This window comes from Phyllobacterium sp. SL163 (assembly GCF_049896885.1).
GTDB lineage: Bacteria > Pseudomonadota > Alphaproteobacteria > Rhizobiales > Rhizobiaceae > Phyllobacterium > Phyllobacterium calauticae.
In genome coordinates, this window is sequence record NZ_JAFCVE010000002.1 from 223,720 (window position 1) to 238,336 (window position 14,617).

The following is a 14,617-nucleotide window of genomic DNA, read 5'->3' on the forward strand; positions in this document are numbered from 1 at the left end:
TCGGCCGGCGGCCTCCCGCAGGAAGCGGCAAAACCTCATCTTCTCCTGCCTGGGCGAAAGGCATCAGACCAAAGTCGAATTGTGTTCCGCGTTCGCATGATATTTACAACTTGAACGGTTCTTCGGGCGCTGCGCAATCGAGGCAGGGCACGCGGTCATATTATAAAATTTTCATTTCAGAATTTTCAGTTTTACCGATTTCAAGGTTTAGCCAGCAGTGATGAATGCGTCTGGATCCAATGAAAACACAATCGAGGCGGGATTGGCACCCGGGCCGGACAGGCGCTATTTCAGCGAAGCCGTCCGCTGGGAAAACGATGTCATCCGCACCGTGAAGCGGTCCCGGCTGACCGCATGGCTGGTGGCTGTCATCAGCTTTGCCCTGGCCTGCCTGACGTTGACCTGTCTGGCCTTGCTGCTTCCGCTCAAGAGCTTCGAGCCCTATGTCATCGAAGTCGACAAAACAACCGGGTTTATGGAGATAAAACAACCACTTGCTGACGGTGATCTGACGCAGAACGAAGCGATCGCGCGCATGTATGTGGTTCGCTATCTGAAGGCGCGCGAGACCTATGATCCGGCAACGGTGAAGGACAATTTTGATCTTGCCCAGCTGTTGTCGACACGCGATGCCGCGCGAGATCTTTTTGCACTCTACGGCCCATCCAATGCGGACAATCCGGTGACGCGTTTCGGCCGCGAGAGCCGGGTCGAACTGAAGATCAAATCCATACAACTTCCCAACAGGCTTACGGCGGTGGTCCGGTTTTCCACACAGCGGACAGGCCGCGAGTCTGGCGCAGAAGAACACTGGGTTTCTCTCCTGCATTTCCAGTATTCCAAAGCGCCCATGCCCAATGAATGGCGGTTCGAAAATCCGCTTGGTTTTCAGGTCGTCGACTATCGCCGCGATCAGGAAAGCCTGTCAGGGCAAGGCACTCCCGGTGACCGGTACCAGCCATGAGGATACGTGCCCGCGCCCGCATGGTATTGCCGGTTGGCGTCGCGATAACGGTGGCGGCGGTCATCCATGCGGCGCAGGCGGAAGTGGCGCCGCGCCGCGGATCTGCGGATGCCCGTGTCAGGACGGTGACTTACAACCCCAGCAACGTCGTCGCGGTCGATGCAACCTATGGCGTGTCGACGATGATCGTTTTGGGCGACACGGAAAAAATCGAAACGGTTGCCGTTGGCGACAGTATTTCCTGGAAAATCGAGCCCAACAAGAAGGGCAACATCATTTTCCTCAAGCCGGTGGAGCCGAAAGCCGCGACGAATATGAACATCGTCAGCGACAAGCATGTCTACACCTTCGTCCTGCGCGCGCATCCGGATTCGCAGTCTGACCAGACCTACATGATCAGGTTCCGGTATCCCGACATGGAGATGGACGCCAAGCTTCTGGCCCAGGCGCAACGGCTGGTATCGGAACCAAACCGCGCCGGGTTCCGCCATGAAGATGCCAATACGGATTATCATTTTCGCGGGGACCGCGCGCTTAAACCGGCCAAGGCTTTTGATGACGGCGTCAAGACATGGTTCAGGTTTCAGGGCGATGTTCCGGCGATCTTCAGTGTTGAAGGAGGCAAGCGCGAAATCCTCGCCAATTACCGGCGTGAGGGAGACTATATCGTTGTCGACAAGATTGCGAAGCAGTGGATGCTGCGGCACGGCGGTTATGCGACCTGCCTGTTCAATCTGAACAGGAAAACAGCGCCATCGATTGTCGCCGCGCCGGCTGTCATCGCCGATGCTCCCGCCTCCAAACGACGCTGGAGATAAGCGATGCCTGATCTCGACTACCATCGCAGTCTGGATATCGAGGCAGGGACAGGTTCCCGCCTGCTGGAACCAAAGCGCACCTTGCGAGCCGGCATCGTTGGCCTATGTCTTGCGGCAGGGGCAACCGGGCTTTTTGCCTTGCCGCTGTTCAGCCACCCGCGGCCGCCGCAAGGCGAGCGCGCTGTGTCCGACGAAGCTTTCCTGCCATCCCGTGCGGGCCAGCTCAATCTCACGCCGCCGCCCGAACGGAAAGCCGCACCGCTCCTGCCGCAAGCCGCAGCGGTGATCGAAGGAAAGGCGGGCAACACTGACGATTCGGAACGTGAGCGGCGCAGCGCCGAGGAAGAAGCACGCCGCCGTGCCGAGGCGGAGGAGGCGGCCTATCATGCGAAGCAACTGGACCGCTACCGCTCGCCGATGATCGTTTCGGAACTGGGCGTCACGGGTGAGCCGGCCCACAATGAGAGGGGTGCCGACGAGAAACCGAAAAGCCCGGATACGTTTCAGGCCACCAATCCGAACGACCAGTTTCTCGCGTCCCTCTCCGGAAAATCCGCAGAAACGGCCAAGGCTGAAAAGAACCCGCGCATCGACGCGCTGGTGCCGCAGGGCACTGTTGTGCGGGGTGTCCTCGAAACGTCAGTCCAGACAGACCTGCCGGGAATGGTGCGGGCCATAACCACGGATGATGTCTGGTCGTTCGACGGAAGGCGGATTCTCGTGCCATCGGGCACGCGGCTGATCGGCGAATACAACGCCGGACTGGCGCAGGGGCAGACACGGGCATTCATCGTCTGGACCCGGCTGTTGCGGTCGGACGGCGTGTCCATCAATCTCGCTTCCATCGGCACGGATGAGCTTGGCCGCTCCGGAATGAACGGCCATGTGAACAGGCATGTTTTTGAGCGATACGGTTCCGCGATCCTGCTCAGTGCGATTTCCGCCGGCGGTCAAATATTGGCTTCAACGGACACATCGTCCAGCCTGAATTCAGGCCCGGTGACGACAACCTATGTTGATCCGAAGACCAATGAAGTCCGGACCGTCACGACCCGTCCCAATATCGATATCGGCGCGAACATGGCGGCAAAGGGCGCTGCGGTTGCGGCGCAAACCTTGGCTCAGGTCGCAGGGGAGGCCTTGAAGGGGTCACTGAACATTCCACCCACGATCACGATCAATCAGGGAACGCCGGTTGCCATCTTTGTCCGCCGCGATCTCGATTTTTCCGATCTCTACCCGGATCCGGTGCGGGAAAAGCTGCGGGAGCTCAAACGGGGGCGCGACGGCTATGGACAATAGAAACCCGCACGCATCCGCCTTCCGGTGTTTTGTGCCGCGCGAGGCTTTCTGATGGGCATGGTCTCCCGCAACGACGATCTGATCTCGCTGGCCTTTGCGCCACTGCAATCGCTGCTGGAAAGGCAGGATGTTATCGAGATCTGCATCAATGAACCGCACAGGGTTTTCGTCGAATATGGTTCAGGCGCGCTGCAGGCCGGTATGGTTGCGCTCAACCTGCCGGAGCTGACCCGCGAGCGGATCTGTTTCATGGCAGAGCGGGTCGCCGCCGCCAGTCATCAGTTTGTCAATGAAGAAGAGCCGCTGCTTTCCGCATCCCTGCCGGATGGTTCGCGGGTTCAGGTGGTGCTGCCGCCCGCGGCACCGCACGGTGGCGCCATTGCCATCCGGCGGAAGATCGTTCGTGATCTGTCGCTCTCCGACTATGCCGAGGCCGGTGCGCTTCTCCGCGCGCGGGTAACCGGCGGGGCTGATGTCTTGACCGACGAGGAACAGGCCCTGTGCGGCCACCTCGATACGGGCGATATCGCGCAATTCCTCCATTTGGCGCTGCGTCACCGTATCTCCATGATCATTTCAGGCGGGACTGGAACGGGAAAGACGACGTTTCTCAACGCCTTGATGCGGGAAATACCGGGGCATGAGCGGATCATCACAATCGAGGATACGCCCGAACTCATGCCGCCGCACGGCAACCATGTCCGGCTGATCGCATCACGGGGCAATCAGAACATCGCACAGGTGGACATGCGGCGTCTGGTGGAAGCGTCACTGCGCCTCCGCCCCGACCGCCTGCTGCTCGGGGAAGTGCGCGGCGGCGAGGCGCTGGATTTCCTGCAGGCCATCAACACGGGGCATCCCGGTTCGCTTTCCACGGTTCACGCAAATTCTCCGCGTGCGGCTTATGAACGCTTGGCAATGCTGGTCATGCAAAGCGGCTTTGGCGGGGGTGGCGGTCTTTCAAAACCGGAAATCATCGATCATCTGCATGCAACGCTGCCGGTTGTCGTGCAACTCGGTCGTAAAGCGGGTCGGCCCGGCGCTGTGTCCGAGATTTTTTACGCTCCCTATGTCAGGCAGACCGGGCGCCCCGAAGCCGTACAGGGAAACATGTTGTGGAACGCCTCCAGCCGTCGCGCGCGCGGTGCCCCATGAGCTGCGTGGCAAACAGGTCCAGCGGTCCTGCTGCCGTCGACACAGGCCGTTTTGCCCGCACAGCTCATCGGACGGTACGGGTTCTGATCGGTCTTTGCCTGCTTGGCCTGACTGTCCCGCAAGCAGCCAGTGCCGTCGAAGCCAACGATCCCGGCATGCCGCCGGTCAAGATCACGGTGTCCGGCGAAAGAACCGCAGCGCCGCAACCGGCGGCGGATATGGCGGTATGCCAGTTCAAACGCGTGCCTTCGGCCGAAGACGGCAAGGCGCTGGTCCAGCGCATCGCCAGGGAGGAGCATGCCGATGTGGCGCTTGCCGTCGCTGTGGCCCGGCAGGAAAGTGGCTTTCGCATGGATAGCGTCTCCAGCGCCGGTGCCATCGGCCTGATGCAATTGATGCCGGCAACCGCACGACGGTTCGAGGTGGATATTTGCGACCCGGAGGACAATGTCCGCGGCGGCGTGCGGTATCTGAAACACCTGCAAACCAAATATGCCAATCCGCTCTATGTCCTCGCCGCCTACAATGCCGGTGAGCTTGCCGTGGAGCAAAACGGTGGCATTCCGCTTTATCCTGAGACGGTGCGTTACATCGCGGCCGTGCTTTCGGACGTCTACGACTGGCGGCCGCTTGGTGACCGCAAATTGCCTGGGAAAGCCGCCCATCAAGGCAGGAAGGCGCCGGACAAACCCGATGCGGGCAGTATCGGCGCATGGACGCAAGGATTTGTTCTTCACGTGGAGTAATCAAAGTGTTTTTTCATTCGTTCATTTTCAAAATCGCCCTGTCGCCGTCGCTCGCCAGGCGTATCGTCACCCGCGGGATAGCGGCCTGGATAACTCTTTGCATTCTGGTCCAGGGCGCTCATGCCCAGACGGGGCTGCAGCCGGTGCAGTCTGTCCTGCAGACCCTCATCGGCATTCTCACCGGGCCAATTGCCTCGATGATCGCCATCTTGGCCGTCATCAGCTGCGGGTTTCTCGCCTGGACCGGGCGCTTCACCTGGGGCATTGCCGGATCGGTGATCATGGGGATTGTCCTGGTGTTCGGGTCGACGCAGATCGTCGCCTTCTTCCAGAGTGCGTTGGGGCATTGAGATGATCCCGGATGATGCGCCAGATCTCGTGCCTCTGGTCAAAGCCCTGACCCGCGCCCCCACGCTGTTCGGGGTTCCCTACATGTTCGCCATGTTCAACATCGTCGTGACCGCGTGCACATTCCTGGCAACGAAGAACCTGCTCATGCTTTTGCTCGTCCTGCCGATCCACAGCCTTGGTTACTTCCTGACACTGCTGGACGATCAGATTTTCACCATTCTGCGCGTGAAGATGTCGAAGGCGCCGCCGCAATCCAAAGCGGTCTGGGGCATCAGAAGCTATGCAGCCGGTGACCGTCCATGACCAGCCGTCCCGTCCGCCGGGAGATGCGGTTTGGTTCGTCGAGCCAGCGCGAGCGCTCCGTTGCAGCCCACATCCCCTATACACGCCACGTGGATGACACGGTGTTGCGCACCCGGGATGGTTATCTGTTGAGCATTCTGAAACTTGACGGCTTCTGTTTCGAGACCGCCGATATGGCGCAGCTGAACGGCAAGCTGGAAGCACGCAACACCCTGTTGCGCTCCCTCGGCAGCAGCCGCTATGCCGTCTATGGCCATATGATACGCCGCCGCATTCAACCGGGCCTCGCGGGCAGGTTCGACAACCCCTTCGCCGATGAATTGAACCGGCGATACATGGCGCAACTCGAGCAGCAGCGCATGTTCGTCAATGACATGTACGTCACCATCGTCCGCCGCCCCCTGCGCGGCCAGGTTGGCGTCATCGACAAGGCGACGCGGCGTCTGTTCGCCAAGGCGTCCGATGATGGCGGGGCTTCCGGCGAAGCGCAGGATCTGCGCGAACTGCAGGATGCCGTTCTCAACATCCGTGATGTCCTGCAGGATTACGGCGCGCGATGCCTTGGTATTCGCGAGCCGCAACCGGGGGTCTATTTTTCCGAACCGCTGGAGTTCCTCGTCCAGATCGTGAATGGTCTGGAACCGGTCAAAATGAGGTTGCCGCGCATGCCGCTTGACGGGGCGCTGGCGATGAAACGGCTGCACTTCGGCCGCAATGCCATCGAGTTCGTCGGATCGACCCCGCCTGACAACAGCAGGCTGGGCGCCATGCTTTCCATCCGGGAATATCCACCCTATACCGGACCGCTGCTGCTCGACGGGCTTTTGAAGGTCCCGCATGAGTTTATCGTCAGCCAAAGCTTCGCGATCGTCGACAAGCCTGTGGTGCAGGCGCAGATAGAGCGCGTCTCCCGGCAGATCGCCATGGCCGATGAAGCCGGTTCCGTGGTGGGCAGCCAGCTCAACAGTGCCCGTGATGAATTGCTGGGCGCGCGTTCGATTTACGGCAATCACCATTTCTCCATCATGTGCCTCGGCGACGACAAGGCAGAGCTTGATCACTGCATCCGCGCCGTCGGCGCTACCCTGACGGACCAGGCCATTCTCTGGTTGCGCGAGGATCTGAATTGCGAACCGGCCTTCTGGGCGCAATTGCCCGGGAATTTCTCCTATATCGCCCGCTCGGCCATGATCTCCTCGAAGAACTTTTCCGGGTTCCTGTCATTGCATAATTTCCCGAGCGGCAAAACCGACGGCAATCATTGGGGCAGCGCCATTTCGCTGCTGGAGACGACGAGTCAAACCGCCTATTTCTTCAATTTCCACGTGCGCGATCTTGGAAATTTCACGATGATCGGCCCCTCCGGCTCCGGCAAGACGGTGGCTCTTTCGTTTCTGATGGCGCAGTCACAACGCATCGCGCCAAAACCGCGCTGCATTTTCTTCGACAAGGATCGCGGTGCCGAAATCTTCATCCGGGCACTGGGAGGCAATTATGCTGTCCTGGAGCCCGGGGAGCCCTCGGGTTTCAATCCGCTGTCCCTGCCTGACACGGGACCCAACCGCGAGTTCCTGTTCCAGCTGTTTTCGCTCATGGTGCGGCGGCCGGATGGTGCAGCGCTGCCCGCCGGGGAGGAAAGCGTCCTCCGCTCGGCCATTGCGCAAATCTTTGCCTCGGGTCCGGACATGCGCTCGTTGGGCGCCTTCGGTTCCCTGCTGCGCGGGCGCCTGCGCGCCGGCGGCGATGATCTTCTCTCCCGTTTCGACAAATGGCTGCGCCCGGACCAGCTTGGCTGGTTGTTCAACAACCCCAGGGATCATTTCACATGGTCCGATGTTGCGGGATTTGACATGACAAAGGTGCTCGATGACCCGCTCATCCGCAGTGCGGCGCTGATGTATATTTTCCATCGGCTGGACGAATTGCTCGACGGCAACCCGCTGCTAATTTTCCTGGACGAGGGCTGGCGGCTTCTCGACGATGATATTTTTGCCGCCTTCATCAAGGATAAGATGAAGACGATCCGGAAGTTCAACGGCGTTGTTGGCTTCGGCACGCAAAGTGCATCGGACATCGCGTCCTCTGCGCTTGCCAATACGCTGATGGAGCAGAGCGCAACGCACATCTTTTTCCCCAATCCGCATGCCGATCTGCAAAGCCACACCACGGGCTTTGGTCTCTCGGCACGGGAAATCCAGTGGATACGGACAGCCGACGCGTCAAGCCGGTCGTTCCTGATCAAGCATGGACAGGAATCGGTCATTGCACGCCTGCGCCTGAACGGCATGGATGACCTGATCAAGGTTTTATCCGCCCGCGCCGATACAATCGAGGAACTGACTGCCCTGCGCCGTCATCTGGGTGATGATCCGCAGAAATGGCTGCCTGCCTTTTGCCGCCCCGGAGACAAGACATGACGTTTCGCACCATCTGCCTGCTGCTCTGCATCCTGATGACGGGCACCGCCTGCGGGAGCGATCAGAGGTTGAAAACCCCCTGTGCCCCCGGATTGTTCTCGTTTGCCGCAACGACACGCGATTGCGGGCCGCTCAGGCCGGTGAATGAAGCGCTGGTTGCCTTGTTCGGGTTTGAGACCTGAGCCATGGCCTTGCCGGAAGCACCCAATTACATCGCCCTGATGTCGGACAATATCGATCGTCTCGGCAGAAGTTTCACGGCGTCCACATACGGGGCTTTTGCCGGTCAACTCACGCCGGTCTTGTCCGGGCTGCTGGTGCTCTACCTGATATTCTGGGGATTCCGGTTTTGGCAGGGCCGGGGTGAAAGCAGCGTCATTGACATCGCCTTCCGCCTGTTTCGCATCGCCATCATCTTCTCGATTGCCACGGGGTGGGGGCCAATTCAAACCTTGGCCTATGGTGTCATTTCGGGCATTCCCACCGCCATCTCTGCGGTCATGATGAACAACATCGTCAATGTCGGGCGTGGCGCCATGTCGCAAACGACGGTTGAACGGGATCTCCATGATTTCTATCAGATAGCGCTGCTGGCTTCTGCGCGGATGTCTGCGCCGGCCACGGGCGTGGTCACGTCAGTTCCGGCGGCAAAACAGGCGCCGCCGGAGGCCGATCCCGCGGCCAAATCCGGCCCGGCCGTCAGGGGAGCGCCGCCAGCGGACGGGCTATTGTCTTCCCTGCATTCCGGCATTGTCTGGATCGCGGCAGCTTTGTTTGTCGGATATGCGGTTTTCCTGATGCTGTTCTCAAAGCTCGCATTATGGATTGTCCTGGCTTTGGCCCCTGGTTTTATTGTGATGCTGCTGTTTCAGGGCGTGTCGCGGTTCTTTTCCGGCTGGCTGAGTGTTGCCATTCAGACAATGCTCGTCCCGATTTTCTTCTATGCGTTTTTGAGTTTCTTCCTGCTGATCATCAAAGAGGTTGTGATCGCCTTGAAAGTGTCGATGGATCAGGGGGCGGTTCCAACCATCAAGGAAATCGCGCCCTTTGTGCTGGTCTGCTTTTCGGGATTGTTTCTTCTCGCGCAAATTGTCCCATTGAGCGCCCGCATAGCCAGCGGTGCGCAACAATGGATCGGCGATGTTTTGCAAGGCGGGGCCGGCCGGATAGTCCCTGCGTCCCTTGTCGCCGCGCGCGGAAACAGCGGGAGGGCGATCCTCACAAAGCCATCGGGCACGAGCCCGGTTCCGCCGGGGATGCAGGGCATCCCGTCATCGCTGTCCGAAATGAACGATACGTTGATACGGGATATTCAGGACCGGAACCTTGCGATAAACCGGCAGACCCGCAACCGGTAGTGATCCCCGCCGAGGCAGGTCAAGAATGCAGATGGTCAAGCGTCAAAACAAAGTGATGCCAGTCAACGGTGTCCGCTGACCAGCATCATTTTAAGGGTCGTTCAAATCAAGCCGCTGTTGTTACATCTTCTTTGCATGATGACGATGATGGCGATGATGCTTCTTCATGTGGCGATGATGCTTCTTCATATGATGATGCTTTTTCATCGGTGCTGCCGATGCCGTGGTGCTGCTGGTGGCGAGCACAGGCGCAGAGAATGCAAGGGCAAGTGCAAGACCAAGTGCTGTGTAGAGTGACTTTTTCATAATGCCGTTTCCTCTCAGTTGGGGCTGTTGTGATGCAACCGTCAATTATTGGCGGGTTGCACACCGAGTACTTTCAGTGCTTTTGCAAAGGTCCGTATGCCCTGTGCCTGCCGATTGCTTGCACAAAAGCGGATAGCCTTTTTCTGCAGTGATTTTGCCTTGGCCGCCCGGGGAGCCTCGGCATGCTCGATGATTGCTTGATGAACCTCTGCCTGGAATTTCACGCAAAGCTCTTTGCGTGATGGTGGTCGCTCCGCTGCAAATACACTGTCAGCGCTTGTGGAGAGCATCATTCCGGCTAGCAGTATTGTTGGTAAAGTCGAAATATTTCTCACGGCCACCTGCGGGAAGAAGAAATGTATTCTCCTGTTATTCGAGAATACAAAATCATTTTACTTGCTCTTTATGGAGCGGGAACATTGCGACAATATTTCCGGTTTGTAGCGTTTTGTTTCTGTGATGTTTCTAAAATGAGGCGGCAATATTCCAGCGCGTAAAGCAATCCCGCGCAAGAATCGTTTGTCGCGGGAAAGGGTGGGGGCAGAGGTGCCGTGGGCCAATCGATGGAACGCGGCTCCCCTGCGCGGCGCCGCGTCCAGAACGATGTCAGAGTGCGACGAGTTTCTTGTCCACCGGTTGCGTCCCGTCGCTGACGAGATGTCGGAAACCCTCCATCGGGCCGGGCATGCCCAGATAGAATCCTTGCCCGGCGCTGCATGATTCGCCCATCAGGAACTCCAGCTCGTCCGGGGTTTCGATGCCTTCAGCAAGAACCGGCATGCCCAGACCCCGGCCAAGGCCGAGCACCGCCTTGACGATGGCGGCCGCCTGTTCGTTCTTGTCGACCGATTTGATGAAGGAGCGGTCAATCTTGATCATGTCAAACGGGAAGGCGCGGACGTTCGACAGCGAGGAATAGCCCGTACCGAAATCGTCCATGGCGATACGCACGCCGAGTGTCTTCAACTGGCGCAACGTGGTCAGGGCGCGGTTGGTATCCTTTATAAGGGCGGTTTCGGTGATCTCGAGTTCAAGCCTGTGTGCCGGCAGGCCCGTTTGCAGCAAGGCGCTGTGTACGCGCTGGGTGAAATCGTGGCTGTAAAGCTGCACGGCAGAGACATTGACGGCAACAGACAGGGGCTTGTCCCAGCTGGCCGCTTCGCGGCAGGCTTCCCGCAACGCCCATTCGCCAAGCTGCAAAATGATGCCGCTCTCTTCGGCGATGGGGATAAACACCGTAGGGGAAATATCGCCCTGGCGCGGATTGTGCCAGCGCATCAGGGCTTCGAAGCCGGTGATCGCGCCTGTGTCCATCCGTATCTGCGGCTGATAGACCAGCCGCAGCTCATTGCGCTGCAGGGCATTGCGCAGGTCGTGCTCTATCAGGCGCCGCTCCCTGGCCTGGGCCCCCATTTTTGCTTCAAAGAAACGATAGGTGTTACGGCCTTCCGCCTTGGCCTGGTAAAGGGCCGTGTCGGCTTGGTTCAGCAAGGTTTCGCGATCGGTCGCGTCGACAGGAAAGATGGCAATGCCGATGCTGGTCGAAATCAGGAAGCCGATCGGGGAATTTGAATTCTCCGACTGCAGTGCCTCGAGGATTCTGTCAGCCAGGCGGCAGGCCGCCGTTGGTGTGACGAGCCCGGGGACGAGAACGGCGAATTCATCGCCGCCAAGGCGCGCCAGCATGTCGTCCTTGCCGAGGAGCCGCGTGATCGCGCCTGAAACCCGCTGCAATATATCGTCACCGGCCGCATGGCCGAACAGGTCGTTGACCTCCTTGAACCGGTCAAGGTCCAGGCAGAACAACGCGAGATAGGTTTCTTCGCCGCTTGCCGCAGTTGCAATCAACTGGTCGAGACGGGCATTGAAATTGCGGCGGTTGGGCAGCCCGGTGAGCGCGTCATGGTGCGCGAGATAGCTGATGTGCGCCTCCGCTTCCTTGCGCGAACGCAGGTCGCGGACCGCAAGAGCGCGATGCCATTTGCCATTGAAGTCGATCGTGTGGGCGATGAGTTCCACAGGGACGAGTTGGCCATCGCCGCCCACAAGATCGGCCTCGATCAATTCATTCTGATCACTCAGCAATTTGGAGCGCAGGCGCGTATCGGGCAGGAAGGTTGCCAGCGATGTGCCTTCAAGGGAGGCGCTCTCCATGGTTGCCAATGTCAGGAAACTTTCATTGGCGGTTACAATGATGTCTCCGTCGCAGATGACCAATCCTTCCACGGCTGCATTGACCAGCTTGTGCATGCGCTGCAGTTCGAGCTTGTTTCTGCGGTTATGAACGTCGACCGTGAACGCAATCGAACTGGCGACGAGAATGAGGGTGCTCACCAGCGCCACGGTTATGGCAATAAGGCTGGCGGGTAGTGCATTTGCCGGAACGGAGATGGACGAATCCGGAATGATCGCGACAGCACCCATGGCAATGAAATGGTGGCTGCAAATCGCCAGGGTCAGCATGCCGGCTGCCGCATGACGGGTTTTGTCCTCCGCTTTGGCCAGCGCCAGGCGGACGGCGAAAGCGCCAAGGACAATGCCGGCACCAATGGACACCGCGACAAGAGTGGGATCCCAGGTAATTCTACCTTCAACCTCAAAGGCAGCCATGCCGGTAAAATGCATGGCGGCGATACCGGCGCCGATAATGGCGCCGCCGGCAAGATCCGCATTCTGCCATCTGGCGGTGATTGCGGTATGCGCACCAAGGCCTGTGACGAGCACGGCTATGACGAGGGATAGTATGGTGAGAAGGCCGTCATAGCCGTTGGGCAGGCCGGGTGAAAACGCCATCATCGCGATGAAATGCGTGGCCCATATGCCGAAGCCGCAGGAAACCGCGGAAACGCTCAGCCAAACGGCCTGATGTGCCGAGTTGCGGGCGTGACGAAGAAGATCAACAGCCGTCAGGCAAGAAAAGATACAGATGGCGGCGGCAAGAAAGACAAGCCTGATATCGTGCTGATTGACGATACAATTGTATACTGTCAACATACGTTTGTTCCCTGCTTTGAATTCTTTTCTTGGATAACTCTATTATTTGTCATCTTAAGTCTAACTTAAGAGGAGCGTTATTTGCCGTTTTGAACAGGTTTGAAATGGTCAGAGTGATATTTAAGTAAACAAATATAAAATGGGAGGAAGAAGTATTTACGCAAATGAATGGATGGGATTATCCAAAGTATAAAATTTTAATAAAACATGCGGCCTGCGGGCGATGACTCCATTCAAATAGACGCTGCTTGAGTCTTGTCTCCACAATAAAAAGCCCCCGGACCGAAAGGCCGGGGGCTGTATTGTTGCAGTCAGGGATATCGATCAGTCGATGTCGAAGGAAACACCCTGGGCCAAAGGCAATGCCTTGGAGTAATTGACGGTGTTTGTGGCGCGGCGCATATAGGCCTTCCAGGCATCCGAGCCGGATTCGCGGCCGCCGCCCGTTTCCTTTTCGCCGCCGAACGCGCCGCCGATTTCAGCACCTGAGGTGCCGATGTTGACGTTGGCAATACCGCAGTCCGATCCATCCGCGCTGAGGAAGCGTTCGGCTTCCTGCAGGTCGAGGGTGAAGATGGACGACGACAGGCCGGCGCCAACCGCGTTGTGATCGGCAATCGCCTTGTCGAAATCGCTGTATTTCATCACGTAGAGGATTGGAGCAAAAGTCTCCTCGGTTACCGGACCGGCCTGCTTCGGCATTTCGATAAGGGCAGGACGGACGTAGTAGGCATTCGGATGCGATGTATCCACGCGGGCGCCGCCGGTAACCTTGCCGCCGTGGGCGACGGCTTCCTGCACTGCCTTCTGCATGTTGTCGAAAGCGGCTTTGTCGATCAACGGGCCGACGAGGGCCGATGTCTCGATCGGGCTGCCGACGGAAACGCTCTCATAGGCCTTCTTCAGGCGTGGAACGAGTGTGTCGTAGACGCTTTCGTGCACGAAGAGGCGGCGCAGGGTGGTGCAGCGCTGACCCGCCGTTCCCATGGCGCCGAAGGCGATGGCGCGCAGTGCCATGTCGAGATCGGCTGACGGGCAGACGATACCGGCATTGTTGCCGCCGAGCTCAAGGATCGAACGGGCAAAACGCTTGGCCAGACGCGGGCCGACTTCACGGCCCATGCGGGTCGAGCCGGTTGCCGAGACGAGCGCAACCTTGGGATGATCGACCAGGGCTTCGCCGATAGTCCGGTCGCCCATCAATGTCTTGGTCAGGCCGGCCGGCACGTCACCGAAGCGCGCGACCGCGCGGTCGAAGATGGCCTGGCAGGCGAGGGCGGTGAGCGGTGTCTTTTCCGATGGCTTCCAGACGACGGCGTTGCCGCAGACGAGGGCAAGCGCCGTATTCCACGACCAGACGGCAACCGGGAAGTTGAAGGCGGAAATGACGCCGACAACGCCGAGGGGATGCCAGGTTTCCATCATGCGATGCCCTGGACGTTCCGTTGCAATGGTCAGGCCGTAGAGCTGGCGGGAAAGGCCGACCGCGAAATCGCAGATGTCGATCATTTCCTGCACTTCGCCGAGCCCTTCGGACGGGATTTTTCCCGCTTCAATCGAGACGAGGCGTCCGAGTTCCGTTTTCAGTGCCCGCAGCTCTTCACCAAAGAGGCGGACGAGTTCACCGCGCTTGGGTGCCGGAACAAGGCGCCATTCGCGGAAAGCCGCATCGGCCTGTTCAATGGCCTTGGCCGTATCGGCCGCCGAATGAATGGCAATATCGGCAATCTTCTCGCCGGTGACCGGGCTGTAGGAAGCCATTGTTCCATCGGTATAGGCGGCTTCGGCCACGCCAAGCTTTGCGAGGAGTGTTTTTACGTCTTGAGCAATCGTCATTTTGCCTTCCCTTTACATATCTTTTGTCTGACCGTGCGGTGAGCGCCGGACTTTTGCCGGAGAGGCC

General features: G+C 58.9%; 14 protein-coding genes. 10 read left to right on the top strand and 4 right to left on the bottom strand.

What is annotated here, in order from left to right; all coding sequences use genetic code 11:
* The first annotated feature begins 220 nt into the window (after positions 1-220).
* The 10 genes from ACP7B1_RS04650 to ACP7B1_RS04695 all read left to right on the top strand — a co-directional run bounded on the left by ACP7B1_RS04650 (position 221) and on the right by ACP7B1_RS04695 (position 9,414).
* On the top strand, positions 221-964 hold the full coding sequence (locus ACP7B1_RS04650; RefSeq protein WP_346308405.1) for a type IV secretion system protein: 744 nt from the start codon (positions 221-223) through the stop codon (positions 962-964).
* Complete coding sequence (gene virB9, locus ACP7B1_RS04655; RefSeq protein ID WP_346308406.1) at positions 961-1,782, top strand: P-type conjugative transfer protein VirB9; 822 nt, start codon at positions 961-963, stop codon at positions 1,780-1,782. The genes ACP7B1_RS04650 and virB9 overlap by 4 nt, the downstream gene beginning before the upstream one ends.
* 3 nt (positions 1,783-1,785) lie before the next feature.
* Entirely contained in the window at positions 1,786-3,084 is a 1,299-nt protein-coding gene (virB10, locus tag ACP7B1_RS04660; protein ID WP_346308407.1) for a type IV secretion system protein VirB10, read from the top strand.
* 51 nt (positions 3,085-3,135) lie between these two features.
* Positions 3,136-4,239, top strand: a complete 1,104-nt coding sequence (virB11, locus tag ACP7B1_RS04665) for a P-type DNA transfer ATPase VirB11 (protein ID WP_346308408.1) — start codon at positions 3,136-3,138, stop codon at positions 4,237-4,239.
* A 5-nt stretch (positions 4,240-4,244) separates the two neighbouring features.
* A complete protein-coding gene (locus tag ACP7B1_RS04670; RefSeq protein WP_346308409.1) occupies positions 4,245-4,985 on the top strand; it encodes a lytic transglycosylase domain-containing protein in 741 nt (246 codons plus the stop codon).
* Positions 4,986-5,047: 62 nt separating this feature from the next.
* The gene (locus ACP7B1_RS04675) at positions 5,048-5,335 is read left to right on the top strand and encodes a TrbC/VirB2 family protein (RefSeq protein WP_346308424.1); all 288 of its coding nucleotides are present in this window, start codon (positions 5,048-5,050) and stop codon (positions 5,333-5,335) included.
* 1 nt (position 5,336) lies between these two features.
* Complete coding sequence (locus tag ACP7B1_RS04680) at positions 5,337-5,639, top strand: type IV secretion system protein VirB3 (RefSeq protein ID WP_288191817.1); 303 nt, start codon at positions 5,337-5,339, stop codon at positions 5,637-5,639.
* Complete coding sequence (locus ACP7B1_RS04685; RefSeq protein WP_426136612.1) at positions 5,636-8,056, top strand: VirB4 family type IV secretion/conjugal transfer ATPase; 2,421 nt, start codon at positions 5,636-5,638, stop codon at positions 8,054-8,056. The genes ACP7B1_RS04680 and ACP7B1_RS04685 overlap by 4 nt, the downstream gene beginning before the upstream one ends.
* Positions 8,053-8,238, top strand: coding sequence for a hypothetical protein (locus ACP7B1_RS04690; RefSeq protein WP_346308411.1), 186 nt, complete (start codon positions 8,053-8,055; stop codon positions 8,236-8,238). Before ACP7B1_RS04685 ends, ACP7B1_RS04690 begins: the two co-directional genes overlap by 4 nt.
* Positions 8,239-8,241: 3 nt before the next feature.
* Positions 8,242-9,414 (top strand): type IV secretion system protein, encoded by a 1,173-nt coding sequence (locus ACP7B1_RS04695; protein ID WP_346308412.1) that lies wholly within the window; start codon positions 8,242-8,244, stop codon positions 9,412-9,414.
* Positions 9,415-9,534: 120 nt separating this feature from the next.
* Here the strand turns inward: ACP7B1_RS04695 and ACP7B1_RS04700 are convergent, their stop codons facing one another.
* The 4 genes from ACP7B1_RS04700 to ACP7B1_RS04715 all read right to left on the bottom strand — a co-directional run bounded on the left by ACP7B1_RS04700 (position 9,535) and on the right by ACP7B1_RS04715 (position 14,550).
* Entirely contained in the window at positions 9,535-9,720 is a 186-nt protein-coding gene (locus ACP7B1_RS04700) for a hypothetical protein (RefSeq protein WP_105737844.1), read from the bottom strand.
* Between the two features lie 41 nt (positions 9,721-9,761).
* On the bottom strand, positions 9,762-10,055 hold the full coding sequence (locus ACP7B1_RS04705) for a hypothetical protein (RefSeq protein ID WP_426136614.1): 294 nt from the start codon (positions 10,053-10,055) through the stop codon (positions 9,762-9,764).
* A 271-nt stretch (positions 10,056-10,326) separates the two neighbouring features.
* Positions 10,327-12,714 (bottom strand): EAL domain-containing protein, encoded by a 2,388-nt coding sequence (locus ACP7B1_RS04710; RefSeq protein WP_346308413.1) that lies wholly within the window; start codon positions 12,712-12,714, stop codon positions 10,327-10,329.
* 324 nt (positions 12,715-13,038) lie between these two features.
* The gene (locus ACP7B1_RS04715; RefSeq protein ID WP_346308414.1) at positions 13,039-14,550 is read right to left on the bottom strand and encodes an L-piperidine-6-carboxylate dehydrogenase; all 1,512 of its coding nucleotides are present in this window, start codon (positions 14,548-14,550) and stop codon (positions 13,039-13,041) included.
* Positions 14,551-14,617 lie beyond the last annotated feature (67 nt).

Coding starts and splice junctions, on each gene's coding strand:
- ACP7B1_RS04700 (WP_105737844.1), bottom strand. CDS start 9,720: ATGAAAAAGTCACTCTACACAGCACTTGGTCTTGCACTTGCCCTTGCA.
- ACP7B1_RS04690 (WP_346308411.1), top strand. CDS start 8,053: ATGACGTTTCGCACCATCTGCCTGCTGCTCTGCATCCTGATGACGGGC.
- ACP7B1_RS04695 (WP_346308412.1), top strand. CDS start 8,242: ATGGCCTTGCCGGAAGCACCCAATTACATCGCCCTGATGTCGGACAAT.
- virB9 (WP_346308406.1), top strand. CDS start 961: ATGAGGATACGTGCCCGCGCCCGCATGGTATTGCCGGTTGGCGTCGCG.
- virB10 (WP_346308407.1), top strand. CDS start 1,786: ATGCCTGATCTCGACTACCATCGCAGTCTGGATATCGAGGCAGGGACA.
- ACP7B1_RS04650 (WP_346308405.1), top strand. CDS start 221: ATGAATGCGTCTGGATCCAATGAAAACACAATCGAGGCGGGATTGGCA.
- ACP7B1_RS04685 (WP_426136612.1), top strand. CDS start 5,636: ATGACCAGCCGTCCCGTCCGCCGGGAGATGCGGTTTGGTTCGTCGAGC.
- ACP7B1_RS04680 (WP_288191817.1), top strand. CDS start 5,337: ATGATCCCGGATGATGCGCCAGATCTCGTGCCTCTGGTCAAAGCCCTG.
- ACP7B1_RS04710 (WP_346308413.1), bottom strand. CDS start 12,714: ATGTTGACAGTATACAATTGTATCGTCAATCAGCACGATATCAGGCTT.
- ACP7B1_RS04715 (WP_346308414.1), bottom strand. CDS start 14,550: ATGACGATTGCTCAAGACGTAAAAACACTCCTCGCAAAGCTTGGCGTG.
- virB11 (WP_346308408.1), top strand. CDS start 3,136: ATGGGCATGGTCTCCCGCAACGACGATCTGATCTCGCTGGCCTTTGCG.